Origin of the sequence: Streptomyces sp. NBC_01335 (assembly GCF_035953295.1) — a bacterium.
Classification (GTDB): Bacteria; Actinomycetota; Actinomycetes; order Streptomycetales; family Streptomycetaceae; genus Streptomyces.
In genome coordinates this window covers 6,796,110-6,812,620 of record NZ_CP108370.1, presented here as the reverse complement: position 1 = coordinate 6,812,620, position 16,511 = coordinate 6,796,110, and the positions used below count along the sequence as shown (strand labels likewise).

Sequence of the window (16,511 nt, the reverse complement as noted above, 5' to 3'; positions counted from 1 at the left end):
GACCGGATCAGGCGAGGGTCGCGATCGCCTGGTTGAAGGTCGTCGAGGGGCGCATGACGGCGGCGGCCTTCTCCGGGTCGGGCTGGTAGTAGCCGCCGATGTCGACCGGGGAGCCCTGCACCGCGTTCAGCTCGGCGACGATGGTGTCCGCCTGCTCGGTGAGGGTCTTGGCCAGCGGCGCGAACGCCTCGGCGAGCTGGGCGTCGCCGGTCTGCGCGGCCAGCTCCTGCGCCCAGTACAGGGAGAGGAAGAAGTGGCTGCCGCGGTTGTCGATGCCGCCGAGCTTGCGGCTCGGGGACTTGTCCTCGTTCAGGAACGTGCCGGTGGCGCGGTCCAGGGTGTCCGCGAGGACCTGGGCGCGGGCGTTGCCGGTGGTCTGGGCGAGGTGCTCGAAGCTGACGGCCAGGGCGAGGAACTCACCGAGGCTGTCCCAGCGGAGGTAGTCCTCCTTGACGAGCTGCTGCACGTGCTTCGGCGCGGAGCCGCCGGCGCCCGTCTCGAAGAGGCCGCCGCCGTTCATCAGCGGGACCACGGACAGCATCTTGGCGCTGGTGCCCAGCTCCAGGATCGGGAAGAGGTCCGTGAGGTAGTCGCGGAGGACGTTGCCCGTCACCGAGATGGTGTCCTCGCCGCGGCGGATGCGCTCCAGCGAGAAGGCGGTGGCCTCCTCCGGCGACTTGATGGAGATGTCCAGGCCGTCCGTGTCGTGGTCGGCGAGGTAGGTCTTCACCTTGGCGATGAGGTTGGCGTCGTGCGCGCGGGTCTCGTCCAGCCAGAACACGGCCGGGACGCCGGTGGCGCGGGCGCGGGTGACGGCCAGCTTGACCCAGTCCTGGATCGGCAGGTCCTTGGTCTGGCACATGCGGAAGATGTCGCCGGCGCCGACGGTCTGCTCCAGGACGACGTCGCCCTTGGTGTCGACCACGCGGACGGTGCCGGTGACCGGGATCTCGAAGGTCTTGTCGTGGCTGCCGTACTCCTCGGCCTTCTGCGCCATCAGACCGACGTTCGGCACGGAGCCCATGGTCGACGGGTCGTAGGCGCCGTTGGCGCGGCAGTCGTCGATGACGACCTGGTAGACACCGGCGTAGCTGCTGTCGGGCAGCACGGCGAGGGTGTCGGCCTCGTTGCCGTCCGGGCCCCACATGTGGCCGGAGGTGCGGATCATGGCCGGCATGGAGGCGTCGACGATGACGTCGCTGGGGACGTGCAGGTTGGTGATGCCCTTGTCGGAGTCGACCATCGCGAGGGCCGGGCCCTCGGCGAGCTCGGCCTCGAAGGAGGCCTTGATCTCGGCGCCGCCCTCGGGCAGGGAGTCCAGGCCCTTCAGGATGCCGCCGAGGCCGTCGTTCGGGGTGAGGCCGGCCGCCGCGAGCACGTCGCCGTACTTGGCGAAGGTGTTCGGGAAGAAGGCACGGACCACGTGGCCGAAGATGATCGGGTCGGAGACCTTCATCATGGTGGCCTTGAGGTGCACCGAGAAGAGGACGTCCTCGGACTTGGCGCGGGCGACCTGCGCGGTGAAGAACTCGCGCAGCGCGGCGACGCGCATGACGGCGGCGTCGACGACCTCGCCGGCCAGGACCGGTACGGAGTCGCGCAGCACGGTGGTGGTGCCGTCGTCACCGACGAGCTCGATACGGAGCGAGCCGTCCTCGGCGATCACGGCGGACTTCTCGGTGGAACGGAAGTCGTCGACGCCCATGGTCGCGACGTTCGTCTTCGAGCCGGCCGTCCAGGCACCCATGCGGTGCGGGTGGGCCTTGGCGTAGTTCTTGACCGACGCGGGGGCGCGGCGGTCGGAGTTGCCCTCGCGCAGGACGGGGTTGACCGCGCTGCCCTTGACCTTGTCGTACCGGGCGCGGACGTCCTTGTCCTCGTCGGTCTGCGGGTCGTCCGGGTAGTCCGGGAGGGCGTAGCCCTGCGCCTGGAGCTCGGCCACGGCGGCCTTGAGCTGCGGGATCGAGGCCGAGATGTTCGGCAGCTTGATGATGTTGGCGCCCGGCGTCTTGGCCAGCTCGCCCAGCTCGGCAAGCGCGTCATCGATACGCTGGTCGGCCGTGAGGTGCTCCGGGAAGCTGGCGATGATCCGGCCCGCGAGGGAGATGTCGCGGCGCTCGACCGTGACACCAGCGGTCGAGGCGTAGGCCTCGACGACGGGCAGGAACGAGTACGTCGCCAGCGCAGGGGCCTCGTCGGTGTGCGTATAGATGATGGTCGAGTCAGTCACCGGGTGCTCCGCTCCACGTCTGCAACATTGCTTGACATCAAGATATCTCGTGACCGGTCCGGTCTCCACAAGGGACCCCGTACCCGCGCGGTCGCACCGTGTCCGGCCTGTGCCGAACGGTCGCGGCCGGGCGGCCCGGGCGGTCCGCGCCACCGGGCGCCAGCCGCCGGGTGGAGCCCACCGCGGGGGACGAGCTGTGCGGGCGGGAGATTTCCCGGCGCTCGGGCACGTGGCGATCCCGGCCCTGTGCGGCACCCCCGCTTCGCACGTCACTCCCCGCGCGCCGGGCCGTCACCGGCCCGCCTCCACCGCTCGGCCGCCAGGGTGCCCGCGCCGCGCAGGCCGTCGCAGTAGACCGCGAGCATTCTGCCGGGCAACTGCGGATCGCCCGTGCGCTGGGCCGCGATCAGGGTGCTCGCCATGACGGCCGCCCAGCCGATCCTGCCGCCGCACCTGTTCCGCTCCCGCAACTTCGTGGCCGGCCTGGTGCTCGGCTTCCTCGTCGGCATCGCTCTCTACGGCACCATCACCTATCTGCCGGTCTACCAGCAGAGCGTGCAGCATCTCTCCGCGACCAGCAGCGGTCTGCTGCTGCTGCCCGTGCTCGGCGGCATGCTCGTCGCTTCGATGTACAGCGGCCCGCTGATGAGCGAGTCCAGCCGCCACCGGCTGATCCTCCTGGCCGGCGGGGCACTCCTGAGCGTCGGCTCGTTCCTGCTGTCGATGCTGGACGTGGACACCTCCCGCCTCGTCGCCTCGGTCTACATGGTGGTCTTCGGTCTCGGTCTGGGGCTGGTTTTCCAGAACGTCATGGTCATCACCCAGAACAGCGTCGAGCTGAAGGACATGGGCGTGGCCAGCGGCACGCTGACGTACTTCCGCTCCGTCGGCGGCTCGTTCGGTACGGCGCTCTTCGCGGCCGTGTTCTCCAGCCGGCTGACCGACTCCCTCGACTCCAAGCTCTCCGCCGAGGAGCTGCGCGCCGTGCACGAGCACGGCGGCCGGGCGGGTTCGAGCGCGATCGAGTCACTCTCCGATTCGGCCCGCACCGCGTACGTGGACGCCGTGGCCGGCGGCACCCGGAGCATGTTCCGCTGGGCCCTGCCGTTCTTCGTGGTCGCTTTCCTGGTGGCGCTGTTCCTGCGGGACAAGAGCAAGCAGGCGCAGGCGGCCCCGGCGTCCGCGCCCGGCAAGCCCCAGCAGGCCGAGAGCGCGAGCTGAGCCCCACCGGCGCGTGACAGCGGCCGGCCCCGTGGCGTGCGCACGCCACGGGGCCGGCTTCGGCGTTGCTCCTCGGACCAACGACGCTCGGGCCACCGATGCCAGCACCACGCGTTGCCGGGTGTCCGCGATCAGCACCACCCGCTGGAGCTCGCGCAGGCGCAGACCCGGCTCCAGGGCCCAGCTCGCTGCGGAGCACGTCCGCGGCCTGCGTGTACACGGCCGGCGCGAGGCCTCCCACTGAGCGCGAGGCCCTGCACCGGGCCCGGGACTCCTCGCCGAACGCGGTGAAGCCCGGCGCAGGCCGCGCCCCGCCGCGCCACACCGGGCTTCACCGGGCCACACCGGGTCTCACCGACCGCCTCACACGGTGCTGGAGACGGTCTTCCTCTCCCGCACGCCCGCCGTCAGGGCGAGGTGGACCACGATCGACGCGCCGAGCCCGACGGCCCATCCGTAGTCGGCCAGCGGCTTGAGGAACGGGATCAGGCCGTCGACCGGGAACGGGCCCGCCTTCTTGCCGTCGGCGTCGAGCGTGGAGTACGAGCCGCCCACGGCGAGGACTCCGCCCACCACGAACGCCGTGACCGCGCGCCAGTTCCAGCCGCCCGTGTACCAGTAGCGGCCGCCGGGCTCGTACAACTCCCTCAGTTCCAGGCGGGTGCGGCGCACGATCCAGTAGTCGGCGACGAGGATGCCGGCCACCGTGCCGAGCAGGCCGCCGACGAAGCCCAGCCAGGTGAAGATGTAGACGTGCGGGTCGGCGACCAGTTTCCACGGCATGATCAGGACCCCGACCACACAGGTGATCAACGCGCCTGTACGGAACCCGACTTGACGGGGCATCAGGTTGGACAGGTCGTAGGCGGGGGAGACCACGTTGGCGGCGATGTTGACCGACACGGTGGCCACCATCACGATCAGCAGTGCGAACAGGGCGCCGACGGTATTGCTCATCTTCGCGCTCAGCTCGATCGGGTCCCAGATCGGCTCCCCGTAGACGGCCTGGGAGCCGGAGGTGACCAGCACCGAGAGAACCGCGAACAGGGTCATCGTGGTCGGCAGGCCCAGTGCCTGGCCCCGGACCTGAGCACGCTGGCTGCCGCCGAAGCGCGTGAAGTCGGGGATGTTCAGCGACAGGGTGGACCAGAAGCCGATCATGCCCATCAGGGAGGGGAAGAACACCTTCCAGAACCCGCTCCCCCAGCCCAGGCGGGAAGGCTGGTCCAGGAGCGGTCCGAAGCCGCCCGCCTCGGCGGCCATGAAGCCCAGCAGCACCAGGGCGCCGACGATCACCAGGGGCGCCGCCCAGTTCTCCACCCTCCGCAGGGTCTCCATGCCCCGGGTGATGATGGCGACCTCCAGCAGCCAGAACACCGCGAACGACAGCCACTGCGTCCACGGCGTGCCCGATATCCGGCCGGCGTCCAGCCAGCCGTCCCCGAGCAGTTTGCCGAGCAGCAGATAGATGCCCTCACCGCCGATCCAGGTCTGGATACCGAACCAGCAGCACGCCACCGCCGCCCGCACCATCGCCGGCAGGTTCGCCCCGCGCACCCCGAACGCCGCCCTCGCGAACACCGGGAAGGGGATGCCGTACTTGGTGCCGGCGTGGCCGGTCAGCAGCATCGGCAGCAGCACGATCACGTTCGCCAGCGCGATCGTCAGCACCGCCTGCTTCCAGTCCATCCCCAGTGCGACGAGCCCCGAGGCCAGCGTCCACGACGGGATGCAGTGCGCCATGCCTACCCAGAGGGCGAGGTAGTTGTACGTGCCCCACGTACGGCGTTCGACCGGGACCGGCACCAGGTCGGCGTTGGCGAACCGGGAGGGCTCCACCGCGGACGGGTCGGACAGGGCGACCCTGCCGTCCGGGTGCACCTGCTGCGCGGGGGCCGGATCGGCCGGGGGCGTCCCGCCGGACGGTGTCGCGACGGGTAGGGTGGGTGGGGTGGTCGCTGTCATGCGGCTGAACCCTTCGCTCGGGTGTGGTGCCGTGCGGGGCGGGGACCGAGACCCGGGCCGGCCTCGGTGCCGGGCCCGGGACGTGCGTACAGCCGGTGCGGGTGCGGGTGCGGGTGCCGGGGGTGTACGGGCGGCTCGGCCGGGGTCAGCCGGCGAGGGCGGGGATGATCGTCGATCCGTAGGCGTCGATGGTGGCTTCGCGGGCGTCGTGCATGTTGTAGACGGCGAACTGGTCGACGCCGAGGTCGCGCAGGGCCCGGAGCTTCTCGATGTGCGCCTCGGCGGGGCCGAGCAGGCAGAACCGGTCGACGATCTCGTCCGGCACGAAGGCGGTGTCCGGGTTGCCGCTGCGGCCGTGGTGGCTGTAGTCGTAGCCGGAGCGGCCGGCGATGTACGCGGTGAGGGCCTCGGGCACCAGGCCGGAGTGCTCGCCGTACCGGGAGACCAGGTCGGCGACGTGGTTGCCGACCATGCCGCCGAACCAGCGGCACTGCTCGCGCGCGTGGCCGAGGTCGTCGCCCACGTAGGCCGGGGCGGCGACGCAGATGGTGACGGAGTCCGGGTCGCGGCCGGCGTCCGCCGCGGCCTTCCGTACCGCCTTGATCATCCACTCGGTGAGGAACGGGTCCGCGAGCTGGAGGATGAACCCGTCGGCCTTCTGCCCGGCGAGGGCCAGCGCCTTGGGCCCGTACGCGGCCATCCACACCGGCAGCCTGCCGTCCTTCACCCACGGGATGCGGACCGGCTGCCCGTCGACGGACGCCTCGCGCCCCTCGGCGAGGTCGCGGATGACGTCGATGGCCTCGCCGATCCGGGCGAGCGTGTTGGGCCTGCGGCCCGCGACCCGCATCGCGGAGTCGCCCCGGCCGATGCCGCAGACGGTCCGGTTGCCGTACATGTCGTTCAGGGTGGCGAAGGTGGAGGCGGTGACCTCCCAGGTGCGGGTGCCGGGGTTGGTGACCATCGGGCCGACGATCAGCCGCTCGGTGTGTTCGAGGATGCGGCTGTAGATGACGAAGGGCTCCTGCCAGAGCACCGCCGAGTCGAAGGTCCAGCCGTACCGGAATCCGTTGCGTTCGGCGCGGCGCATCAGGCCGACGACGGACGAGGCGGGCGGGTCGGTCTGGAGTACGAGTCCGAAGTCCATGTCGCTGCTCCTGGTCCAGTGCGCGAAGGGTGGCGCGCGGGGCGGACGGCCGCGGCCGCCCCGGCCGGTGAACATCCGCCGGTGAAGTTCCGCCGGTGAGGTTCGCCGGTGAACTTCCGCCCGTGGAAGGCGAGTCCGCCGCACAGGGCGGGAGGGTCTCCGTCGGCGTCCGGCACTGCGGGCACGCCGCCCACGAGTGACGTTCTCCGGCGGAATCCTTCCATATCGGACCATGCCGAACCCTGTACGACGGCGCCTCGGACGCGAGTCGCGGAGCGATGATTCTGGACCGCTTTCGGCACCTTGGGAAGAGGGGGCCGGGAGAGCGGCGTCGGATGCGCCGCTCTCCCGGCCCGTCAGGTGCGCGCCCTCAGCAGTTCGGGACGCCGGGGAGCCAGCCGGCGGCGTTGTCGATGAAGATGTTGGAGATGTATCCGCCGTAGTCCGGCAGGTAGGACCAGGCGTCGTTGCTGTAACCGCCGGACTGGACGAGCTGCCCGTGCACCTGGCACTGCACCCGTACGGTCGTGGGCCCCGCGAGCTGGGCGACCCGGGTGGAGGTGCTGGTGGCCTGCTGGCGGATGTTGACGTCGGTGCCCCAGGTCGGGAAGGACTTCGTCGCGGCTCCGGCACCGGTCCAGAGGTACTCGACGGTGACGTAGCCGTTGTTGTTGAGGCCGATGTTGTAGAAGGTGCCGTCGGCGAGGTCGATGCCGGCCGGGTTGAGCACCTTGCGGCCGGACCCGTCCAGGCCGCCGTTGTACCCCTCCAGGTAGGCGGCCTGCGCCTCGGGCTTGCCCTGCGGCAGGTCCTTGAAGGACTCGCGGGTGGAGGAGAGGTTCCAGTAGTCGTCCTTGGTGTTCCACGGGCCCACGTCCCACACCGGGGCCGTCTCGCAGCGGGCGGGGCCGCAGACCTTGACCGAGTACTGGGTGCTGCCCTTCGGGGAGAGCCCGCGCCGGGACGGCAGGGCCACGAAGTGGTCACTGGCGACGATCACGTGCCCGTTGGCCGTGGTGCCGCCCACCAGCCCCTCGCGGGTCGCGTACACGGTGGACGTGACGGACGCCGCCGCGGTGACGGACCGGGGCGCGTCGGGGTCGAGTTCGGCGCTCAGGGACAGGGCGCGGAGACTCGGCGCGGCACCGTCGGGGGCGGCGACCAGCACGATCCGGGCCTGCACCCGGGTGACGGCCCGGGGCAGCACGGCCGGGGCGTCCTCGCTCGCCTCCCGCCATTCGGTCCAGCGGCCGAGACCGTCCTGCCCGCGCACGTCGACCACCACCTGCGATCCGGCGGGAAGGGTGCCGTCGACGTCCGGGGTGATCCGGTCGACGGCGCGGTCGAGTCGGCGCACGGGGAGGAGGACCGCGCCCTGCCCGCGCGGGGAGCGCGCGGAGGCGGGCCCTACGTTCCGGTCCCGGAGGCGCAACATGCCGTCGGCGCGGCTGACGTTGGTCTCGTCCCCGGTGGGAGCGGAGAGGTCCGCCCGCCAGCTGACGCTCCCGAGCGGGGCGTCCCCGGGGGCGGCGTCGCGGGCGGCGGCGGGGCCTGCGGCGAGCGAGAGAGCGGCGACGGCCAGCAGGGAGACGGCGGCGGCGGGCCCCCGGCGGCCGAGGGACGCGAGGCGGCGGGGTCCCGGTGCGCGGCGTACGGACACGGGCAGGGCGGCGGGGCGGGGTCTGGAGTCACGGCGCACGGTGCGCCTCCTTCTCGGTGGGGGCGGGGAAGGACTCGCGGGCGGTGGGTACGCCCGGGAGGGTGGTGCAGAAACGTTGGTGCGGGTGGTGCGGGTGGCGCCGGAACGGTTGTGCTGGTGGTGCCGGAACGGTTGTGCTGGTCGTTCCGGGGAACGACGGGGAACGACGGACGCGGGCGTCGGCGACCGGACAGCCGGCCGGCCGGGACCCGGGTCGGCGCCTCCGACGGAGCCCGGGCGCACCTTGCCGGCGGCCTGGTGACGACGTGACACGTGACCGCCACGGTGGTGCGGCCCGGGGCACCGCGCAAGCCATTCGTTCCTGGTCGAAGGAGGCCCTCGCACCCTTGCCGCCAGGGCGGGGCCCCCGTTATCTTCCGCATTCCCTGACATGCATGCGTCAGATTCGCAATGCGCGTAGAGTTCCGCCCGGGCGGGCGCCGACGAACGCCCGTGACCACCGGGGGTGCGCCGTGCTACGGGTGGAGTTCACGCACCAGGAGCTGGCCCGGCTGCGTCTCGCCCCCGACGTGGACCCGCTCTGGGAGACGGCGCTGAGCCTCCATCTGCTCCAGAACCGCCGGGCGCCCCTCGCGTTCGGGGCGTGGCGCCGCGAGGTGGCCGAGGCCCTGCGGCGGTCCGGGCTCGCCCCCGCGACCCGCGCCCTGATCCGGCTCTGCCCGGACCGCTCGTACTTCCCCGACTTCCTGACGCCCGGCCGTGGGGACGCCGACCTCGACACCGGGCTCGAACGGCTGCTCGCCACCCCCCGGCACCGCCTCCGCGCCGAAATCACCCGGCTGTACGCGCACTCCGGCCGCCCCGTCCCGGCCGCCGTACACCCTCTGGCCGACGGCTCCCCGCGGGCCCTGCGCCACCTCGCCTCCGCCCTGCGCGCCTACCACCGGGTGGCCGTCGCGCCCTACCTCGACGCCATCCGCGAGCAGGCGGCGGCCGACCGGACCGCCCGCGCCGAAGCCGTCCTCACCCACGGCGCGGAGGGTCTCCTCATCGGGTACGACGAGCTGCCCGGGTGGCGCTACCGGGACCGCGAGCTGCGCGCCCCGTACCCACGCGACCGCGAACTCCCGTTACGGGGAAGAGCGTTGACCCTTCTCCCGGCCTTCTTCTGCGTCCGCTCCCCGATCACCCTCGTGGACGAGGAGCTGCCCCCGGTCCTCGTCCACCCGCTTTTCCCCGCGCCCGGCTGGCTCGAACGCCGGCACCACGACGGCGACGCCCCGGCGGCGCAGCTCATCGGCGCCTCGCGCGCCGAACTGCTGCGGATACTGGACCGCCCGATGACCACCATGGACCTCGCCGCGGCGCTCCGGCTCGCACCGTCGACCGCCAGCAGGCACGCCACCGTCCTTCGGGAGGCGGGGCTGCTCCTCTCCCAGCGCCAGGGGGTACGAGTTCTCCACCACCGGACCCCGCTCGGCCGGGCGGTACTGGAGGGGGCGCTGCGGTGAGGCCGGTTGAACCTCCGCGGGCGGCCTCGGGACAGCACCCCGCACCCCTGCCCGATCCGCGACGCCACCCCTGTGACCTGCGGAACAACCGGGGCGGTATGCGGGTCGGCCCGACCGTGCCGACTTCTCCCTGTAACAAAGCGGCCAGTAGAGTACGGGAATGGTGACCCTCAGGGAGCAGATTATCGCCGACCTCGGCGTCAGGACGGCAGTGGAACCGAAGGTGGAGATCCGGCAGCGGGTCGACTTCCTCAAGGACTACCTGCGGTCGACCCCGGCCAAGGGCTATGTGCTCGGGATCAGCGGCGGGCAGGACAGCACACTGACCGGCAAGTTGTGCCAGCTCGCGGCCGAGGAGCTGCGGGCCGAGGGGCACGAGGCCACCTTCCTCGCGGTGCGGCTGCCGTACGGCGTGCAGGCCGACGAGCACGACGCGCAGATCGCGCTGGAGTTCATCCGCCCGGACCGGTCGGTCGCGGTGAACGTCAAGCCGGGCGCGGACACCGTGGCCGGCGAGGTCGCCGTCGCGCTGGCCCAGCTGCCGGACGGGGAGCCGGAGCTGCGGGACTTCGTACGCGGCAACGTCAAGGCCCGTGAGCGCATGGTGATCCAGTACGCGCTCGCCGGGCAGCTCGGGCTGCTCGTCGTGGGCACCGACCACGCGGCCGAGGCGGTGACCGGCTTCTTCACCAAGTACGGCGACGGAGGGGTCGACCTCACCCCGCTCACCGGCCTGACCAAGCGTCAGGGTGCTGCCCTGTTGCGAGAGTTGGGCGCGCCGCAGAGCACCTGGGAGAAGGTGCCGACGGCGGACCTGGAGGACGGCCGCCCCGCGCTGCCGGACGAGGTGGCGCTCGGCCTGAAGTACTCCGAGATCGACGACTACCTGGAGGGCGCGGAGGTCTCCCCCGGGGTCGCGGCGAGGCTGGAGTCGATCTACCAGGCGTCCCGCCACAAGCGCACCGTCCCGGCCACCCCGCTCGACGACTGGTGGAAGAGCTGACCGACCGCGGTCACTGACCGCGCAAGACCGCACACCTCTCGGAACACGCCTCTCGGACCTCCGAGCGAAGCCCGGCCGCCGACCGCAGCAGCATCGGCCGCCGGGCTTCGTGCTGTCCGGACGCGGACGGCTCCCCGCGCGACGGCACCCACCGGCGTGGCACACCGCCGCCGCGCCGTTCCGAGCCGGTGGCGCACCATGCCATCACCGCGCCGCGCCCCCATCGACGCCATTCCGTGACCAGGGGTGATGTTCCCACTCATCTAAGGGCAGGCTAACCTAAGCCGCATGAAAGCTGGTGAGAGCATTTCCGGCACGGCGTACGCCCCTTCGGCCGTCGGCGTGCCACAGACGCGCGGTCACGGGCTGTCCGCGGACGCGGTGACCGTCGCCTACGGCCGTACGGATGTCGTGCACGCGGCGAGCCTCGCCCTGCGGCCCGCCGAGGTGACCGCGCTGGTGGGTCCCAACGGCAGCGGCAAGTCGACGCTGCTGCGTACTCTCGCCCGGCTCCAGAACGCGCGCAGCGGCTCGCTCACCGTGGACGCCGGGACCGACGGGGCCACCGACGGCTTCGCGCTCGGCGCCCGCGAATTCGCCCGGCGGGTCGCGCTGCTGACGCAGTCCCGGTCGACCCCGGGCGGCCTCAGCGTGCGGGACGTGGTCGAGTTCGGCCGCTATCCGCACCGGGGCCGCTGGGGCCGTCCGGACCCGGAGGGCTCCGCCGCGGTGGACCGCGCCCTCGCCCTCACCGGCGTCGAGGACCTCGCCGGGCGGGGCGTCGAGCAGCTCTCCGGCGGGCAGCTCCAGCGCGTGTGGCTGGCGAGCTGCCTGGCGCAGGAGACGGGCGTCCTGCTCCTGGACGAGCCGACCACCTACCTCGACCTCCGCTACCAGGTCGAACTCCTCGACCTGATGCGCGATCTCGCCGACCTCCACGGCATCGCCGTGGGCGTCGTCCTCCACGACCTCGACCAGGCGGCGTCCGTCGCCGACCGGGTCGCTCTGCTCCACGCGGGACGCGTCGTCGCCGACGGCGTGCCCGAGGACGTGTTCACACCGGAGCTGCTGTCCGACGTCTACGGCATCCGTATCGACGTCGACACCGATCCGTCGACCGGCAGGCTGCGCACCCGCGCGATGGGCCGCCACCACTCCAGATCCGAAAGGCTCAGCACCTCCTCATGAAGCGTCACCTCATCGCCGCGGCCACCGTCGCCGTCGCCGCCCTCTCGCTGACCGCCTGCGGCACCTCCGAGCCGTCCACCGACGACTCCGCCGCCTCCGCGAAGCCCGCCGCCCAGAAGATCACCGTCACCGACGCCACCGGCGCCAAGGTGACCCTCGACGGGCCCGCCACCAAGGTCGTCGCCACCGAGTGGAACGTGATCGAGGACCTGGTCACCCTCGGCGTAGCCCCCGTGGGCGTGGCGGACGTGAAGGGGTACGCCGCGTGGAACACCGCGGCCCCGCTCACCGGCAACCCGAAGGACATCGGTACCCGCGGCGAGCCGAGCATGGACACGGTCGCGGCCCTCGCGCCGGACCTCGTGGTCGCCACCGACGACCTCTCCCCCGACGTGGTGGCGCAGCTGCGCAAGGTCGCCCCGGTCATCCAGGTGACCTCCGCCGACGGCGCCGACCAGGTCGGCACGATGACCAAGGGTCTCGACCTCATAGCCCAGGCCACCGGCAAGACCGCCGAGGCGGACTCGGTGAAGAAGGAGTTCGAGGCGAACATCGCCAAGAACAAGAAGGCCCTGGAGGACGCCGGTCTCGGTGGCGCCTCCATCGCCTCCGCCGACGGTTACGTCGACGCCAACCAGGTCTCCGTCCGTGCCTACACGGCCAAGTCCCTGCTGGGCGCGATGAACGAGAAGCTCGGTCTGAAGAACGCCTGGACGGTGGAGGGCGACAAGGCGTACGGCCTCGCGACCACCGACGTCGAGGGTCTCACCAAGCTCGGTGACGTCCACTTCAGCTACGTCGCCAACGACGTGGACGGCGACGCGTTCGCCGACAACCTCTCGAAGAACGCGGTGTGGAAGTCGCTGCCGTTCGTCAAGGACGGCAACGTGCACCGGCTGCCCGACGGCGTCTGGATGTTCGGCGGTCCCCGCTCGATGGAGGCGTACGCCGACTCCCTCGTCGACGCCCTGACGAAGAAGTAGCGCGCCGTGGCCGTCATCCACAACACCGCGGTCGGCCGTGACCGCACCGCCGCGGTCACGACGGGCGCGGTCGCGGTGACGGCCGGGCTCGTGCTGCTCGTCCTGGTCCTCGCCGTCGTCGACATCACCCAGGGCACCGCCGACGTCGGCGCGTCGCAGGTCTGGGACGCGCTCCTCGGCCGGGCCGACACCGGGGACTCCTCCGTCGTCATCGCGTCCCGGCTGCCGCGCATGGTCGCCGGCATCCTCGTCGGCCTCGCGCTCGGCGCGGCCGGTACCGCCCTCCAGGCCGTCAGCCGCAACGTCCTCGCCGCGCCGGACACCCTGGCGGTGAACGCCGGTTCGTACCTGGCGCTCGGCGTGGTCGCCGTCACCGGCACCACGCTGCCGTTCCTCGCCTCCTCCGGCGCCGCGTTCGTCGGCGGCCTCGCCGCCGCGGCCGTGGTGCTCGGGCTCTCCGGGCTGGGCAAGGGCACGGTCCGTCTGGTCCTCGCGGGCAGTGCGCTGATGCTGGGTCTGAACGCGGTGACCGAGGCGCTGCTGCTGCTCTTCCCCCAGCGGACCGAAGGCCTCTACCGGTGGGGGCAGGGCGGCATCGGGCAGAACGGGTTCGACGGCGTCCAGCAGATGATCCCCTTCGTCGTGGTGGGGCTCGTCGGACTGCTGCTCGTCGCCCGCCGGGTCGACGCGCTGGGCCTGGGCGACGACGCCGCGCGGGGGCTGGGTGTGCCCGTCCGGGGCACCCGGATCACCACCGTCGTTCTCGCCACGCTGCTCTCCGCCGCGGCCGTCACGCTCGCCGGGCCGATCGGCTTCGTCGGGCTCTGCGCCCCCGCGCTGGTGCGCCCGCTGGCCCGCCGGTTCCGCGGTCTCGTACGGTTCCGTGTCCAGATGCCCGTCGCCGGGCTGATGGGCGCCGCGCTGATCCTCGGCGCGGACGTGCTGCTGCGGGCGCTCGTCCCTGCCGACCTGGCCGTGGAGGTGCCCACGGGCGTCGTCACGACCGTGGTCGGCGGTGTCTTCCTGGTCGTGATGGCGCTCCGTACCCGGGACACCGCCTCGGCCGAGGCGCCGGACCGGCTGCGGATACCCGGCCGGACGGCGTACCTGGTCACCGTGGTCGCGCTCGTCGTGGTGCTGGTCGGCGTGGTCGTCGCGGCGGTGCTCGTCGGCGACGCGAAGCTGCTGCTCGGCGATGTCGTGAACTGGGCGCAGGGGCGGTCCGGGCGGGTCGTCACGTACGTCCTGGACACCCGGGTTCCCCGGGTGCTGGCCGCTCTGCTGGCGGGCGCGGCGCTGGCCCTGTCCGGTACGCAGGTGCAGGCGGTGACCCGCAACCCGCTCGCGGAGCCGGGCATCCTCGGTGTCACCGGCGGGGCCGGGCTCGGTGCCGTGCTGGTCGTCACCACCGTGACGGCCGCGAACTCCTGGCTGATCGCGGGTGCGGCGTTCGCCGGGGCGGCGGCCGCCTCCGGGCTGGTCTTCGGACTGGCGGCGCGGGGCGGTTTCGGGCAGAACCGGCTGGTCCTGCTCGGGATGGGGGTGTTCGCCACCACCACGGCGCTGATCAGTCTGGTCATCGTGCTCAGCGACCCGTTCGACACGACGCGGGCGCTCACCTGGCTCTCCGGCTCCACCTACGGCCGGAACTGGCCCGACGTGCTGCCGGTCGCGGTGGTGCTCGCGGTGGGTCTGGTGTGGTCGGTGGTACGCCGCCGGGAGCTGGATCTCGTCGCGCTGGACGAGAACACCCCGAGGCTCCTCGGGCTGCACCTCACCCGGGCGCGCCTCGGTTTCCTCGTGCTGTCGGTGCTGCTGGCGGCGAGCGCGGTCGCGGCGGCGGGTCTCATCGGCTTCGTCGGCCTGGTCGCCCCGCACGCGGCGCGCGCGCTGGTCGGCCGGCGGCACGCACGGGTCGTCCCGGTCGCGGTGCTGCTCGGAGCGGTCCTGGTCTGCCTCGCGGACATGGCGGGCCGTACGGTGATCGCCCCGGCGCAGCTCGGCGCGGGCCTGATGACGGCCGTCATCGGCGCCCCGTACTTCCTCTACCTGCTGGTGCGTACCCGCCGCTGAGCCGCGCCCGTACGTCGAACGCCCCGCCCGGACAGGACACCGTTCCCGGCGGGGCGTTCGTGCGTCCGGGCCGCGCTCAGTGGGCGAACTGGCAGATCCCGCGCGGCAGATAGGTGCCGTGCCCGGCGTGTCCGACGTAGGCGTGGTTGTCGATCACCGGGACGCCGCGCGAGATCACGGTCTCCACCCGGCCCGTCAGGCGCTTGCCCTCGTACGCCGAGTAGTCGACGTTCATGTGGTGGGTCGCGGCCGAGATCGTCTGCTCGGCGTGCGGGTCGTAGATGACGATGTCCGCGTCGGAGCCGGGGGCGATGGTGCCCTTCTTCGGGTAGAGCCCGAACATCCGGGCCGGAGTGGCGCAGGCGATCTCGATCCAGCGGCGGAGACCGATGTGGCCGTCGACGACGGCCTGGTGGAGCAGGTCCATCCGGTTCTCGACGCCGGGCATGCCGTTGGGGATCTTGGAGAAGTCGTCGCGCCCCAGCTCCTTCTGCCCCTTGAAGCAGAACGGGCAGTGGTCGGTGGAGACGACCTGGAGGTCATTGGTCCGCAGCCCGCGCCAGAGCGCCGCCTGGTGCTCCTTGGGGCGCAGCGGGGTGGAGCAGACGTACTTGGCGCCCTCGAAGTCGGGTTCGGCGAGGTTGTCCGTCGACAGGAAGAGGTACTGCGGACAGGTCTCGCCGAACACCGGGTGGCCCTCGTCCCGGGCCCGCGCGATCTCGGCGAGGGCTTCCTGGGCGGACACGTGGACGACGTAGAGGGGCGCCCCGGCCACCTGGCTGAGCTTGATCACCCGGTGGGTGGCCTCCGCTTCGAGCAGCGCCTTGCGGACCTCGCCGTGGTGGCGGGGGTCCCGTTCACCGCGCGCGAGCGCCTGTTCGACGAGTACGTCGATGGCGAGGCCGTTCTCGGCGTGGGCCATCACCAGCCCGCCGTTGGACCCCGCGCGCTGCATGGCCCTCAGGATCTGGCCGTCGTCGGAGTAGAAGACGCCGGGGTAGGCGGTGAAGAGCTTGAACGAGGTGACGCCGGCCGCGACGAGCTGGTCCATCTCCTTGAGCGAGGAGGCGTTCACGTCGGACATGATCATGTGGAAGCCGTAGTCGATCGCGCACTTCCCCTCGGCCTTCTCGTGCCAGGCGTCGAGTCCTGCCCTGAGCGACCCGCCCTTGGACTGGATGGCGAAGTCCACGATGGTCGTGGTGCCGCCCCAGGCGGCGGCCAGGGTTCCGGTCCCGAAGGTGTCGGAGGCGTACGTACCGCCGAACGGCATCTCCATGTGGGTGTGGGCGTCCACCCCGCCCGGGATGACGTACTTCCCGGTGGCGTCGATCCTCCGCCCGGTCCAGCCCTCGGCCGTGTCGCTGCCGTGGGCGGCGAGCGCGACGACCCGGCCCCCCTCGATCAGCACGTCGGCGTGGATCTCGTCGGACGCGGTGACGACCAGACCGCCGTGGATCACGGTGCGGCTCATATGCCTCTCCTCGCTGTGCCGGGAAGGGACCGGACCCACGGGGACGGGACCCGGTG

At 72.1% G+C, this 16,511-nt stretch carries 12 protein-coding genes; 6 read left to right on the top strand and 6 right to left on the bottom strand.

From position 1 onward, the window contains the following. Positions 1–7 precede the first annotated feature (7 nt). Together OG599_RS29060 and OG599_RS29055 are read right to left on the bottom strand one after the other, a co-directional pair. Positions 8–2,230, bottom strand: a complete 2,223-nt coding sequence (locus tag OG599_RS29060; protein WP_327178926.1) for an NADP-dependent isocitrate dehydrogenase — start codon at positions 2,228–2,230, stop codon at positions 8–10. A gap of 269 nt (positions 2,231–2,499) precedes the next feature. Beyond that, positions 2,500–2,652 carry a hypothetical protein gene (locus OG599_RS29055; protein ID WP_327178925.1) on the bottom strand — a complete coding sequence of 51 codons (153 nt, stop codon included), beginning with the start codon at positions 2,650–2,652 and terminating at the stop codon, positions 2,500–2,502. On the opposite strand from OG599_RS29055, the gene OG599_RS29050 reads away from it, so the two are divergent. Continuing rightward, positions 2,651–3,451, top strand: coding sequence for an MFS transporter (locus OG599_RS29050; protein WP_327178924.1), 801 nt, complete (start codon positions 2,651–2,653; stop codon positions 3,449–3,451). The two genes, OG599_RS29055 and OG599_RS29050, sit on opposite strands and share 2 nt — an antisense overlap. A 363-nt stretch (positions 3,452–3,814) precedes the next feature. Here the strand turns inward: OG599_RS29050 and OG599_RS29045 are convergent, their stop codons facing one another. The 3 genes from OG599_RS29045 to OG599_RS29035 form a co-directional block, all read right to left on the bottom strand. Next, positions 3,815–5,416: an NCS1 family nucleobase:cation symporter-1 gene (locus tag OG599_RS29045; RefSeq protein ID WP_327178923.1), complete on the bottom strand. Its 1,602-nt coding sequence runs from the start codon at positions 5,414–5,416 to the stop codon at positions 3,815–3,817. Between the two features lie 145 nt (positions 5,417–5,561). Continuing rightward, on the bottom strand, positions 5,562–6,563 hold the full coding sequence (locus OG599_RS29040; protein WP_327178922.1) for a TIGR03842 family LLM class F420-dependent oxidoreductase: 1,002 nt from the start codon (positions 6,561–6,563) through the stop codon (positions 5,562–5,564). A 370-nt stretch (positions 6,564–6,933) separates the two neighbouring features. Further along, a complete protein-coding gene (locus tag OG599_RS29035; RefSeq protein WP_327178921.1) occupies positions 6,934–8,262 on the bottom strand; it encodes a hypothetical protein in 1,329 nt (442 codons plus the stop codon). 482 nt (positions 8,263–8,744) lie between these two features. On the opposite strand from OG599_RS29035, the gene OG599_RS29030 reads away from it, so the two are divergent. From OG599_RS29030 to OG599_RS29010, 5 genes are all read left to right on the top strand, one after another. After that, positions 8,745–9,734 (top strand): helix-turn-helix domain-containing protein, encoded by a 990-nt coding sequence (locus OG599_RS29030; protein ID WP_327178920.1) that lies wholly within the window; start codon positions 8,745–8,747, stop codon positions 9,732–9,734. A gap of 160 nt (positions 9,735–9,894) precedes the next feature. Beyond that, positions 9,895–10,737, top strand: a complete 843-nt coding sequence (nadE, locus tag OG599_RS29025) for an ammonia-dependent NAD(+) synthetase (RefSeq protein WP_327178919.1) — start codon at positions 9,895–9,897, stop codon at positions 10,735–10,737. Positions 10,738–11,025: 288 nt separating this feature from the next. Next, positions 11,026–11,925: an ABC transporter ATP-binding protein gene (locus tag OG599_RS29020; RefSeq protein ID WP_327178918.1), complete on the top strand. Its 900-nt coding sequence runs from the start codon at positions 11,026–11,028 to the stop codon at positions 11,923–11,925. After that, positions 11,922–12,908, top strand: a complete 987-nt coding sequence (locus tag OG599_RS29015; protein WP_327178917.1) for an iron-siderophore ABC transporter substrate-binding protein — start codon at positions 11,922–11,924, stop codon at positions 12,906–12,908. Before OG599_RS29020 ends, OG599_RS29015 begins: the two co-directional genes overlap by 4 nt. A 6-nt stretch (positions 12,909–12,914) precedes the next feature. Beyond that, positions 12,915–14,981, top strand: coding sequence for an iron ABC transporter permease (locus OG599_RS29010; RefSeq protein WP_327178916.1), 2,067 nt, complete (start codon positions 12,915–12,917; stop codon positions 14,979–14,981). A gap of 76 nt (positions 14,982–15,057) precedes the next feature. Here the strand turns inward: OG599_RS29010 and hydA are convergent, their stop codons facing one another. After that, positions 15,058–16,455, bottom strand: coding sequence for a dihydropyrimidinase (hydA, locus tag OG599_RS29005; protein ID WP_327178915.1), 1,398 nt, complete (start codon positions 16,453–16,455; stop codon positions 15,058–15,060). Positions 16,456–16,511: the final 56 nt, after the last annotated feature.

Coding starts and splice junctions, on each gene's coding strand:
- OG599_RS29050 (WP_327178924.1), top strand. CDS start 2,651: ATGACGGCCGCCCAGCCGATCCTGCCGCCGCACCTGTTCCGCTCCCGC.
- OG599_RS29055 (WP_327178925.1), bottom strand. CDS start 2,652: ATGGCGAGCACCCTGATCGCGGCCCAGCGCACGGGCGATCCGCAGTTG.
- OG599_RS29045 (WP_327178923.1), bottom strand. CDS start 5,416: ATGACAGCGACCACCCCACCCACCCTACCCGTCGCGACACCGTCCGGC.
- OG599_RS29040 (WP_327178922.1), bottom strand. CDS start 6,563: ATGGACTTCGGACTCGTACTCCAGACCGACCCGCCCGCCTCGTCCGTC.
- nadE (WP_327178919.1), top strand. CDS start 9,895: ATGGTGACCCTCAGGGAGCAGATTATCGCCGACCTCGGCGTCAGGACG.
- OG599_RS29020 (WP_327178918.1), top strand. CDS start 11,026: ATGAAAGCTGGTGAGAGCATTTCCGGCACGGCGTACGCCCCTTCGGCC.
- OG599_RS29015 (WP_327178917.1), top strand. CDS start 11,922: ATGAAGCGTCACCTCATCGCCGCGGCCACCGTCGCCGTCGCCGCCCTC.
- hydA (WP_327178915.1), bottom strand. CDS start 16,455: ATGAGCCGCACCGTGATCCACGGCGGTCTGGTCGTCACCGCGTCCGAC.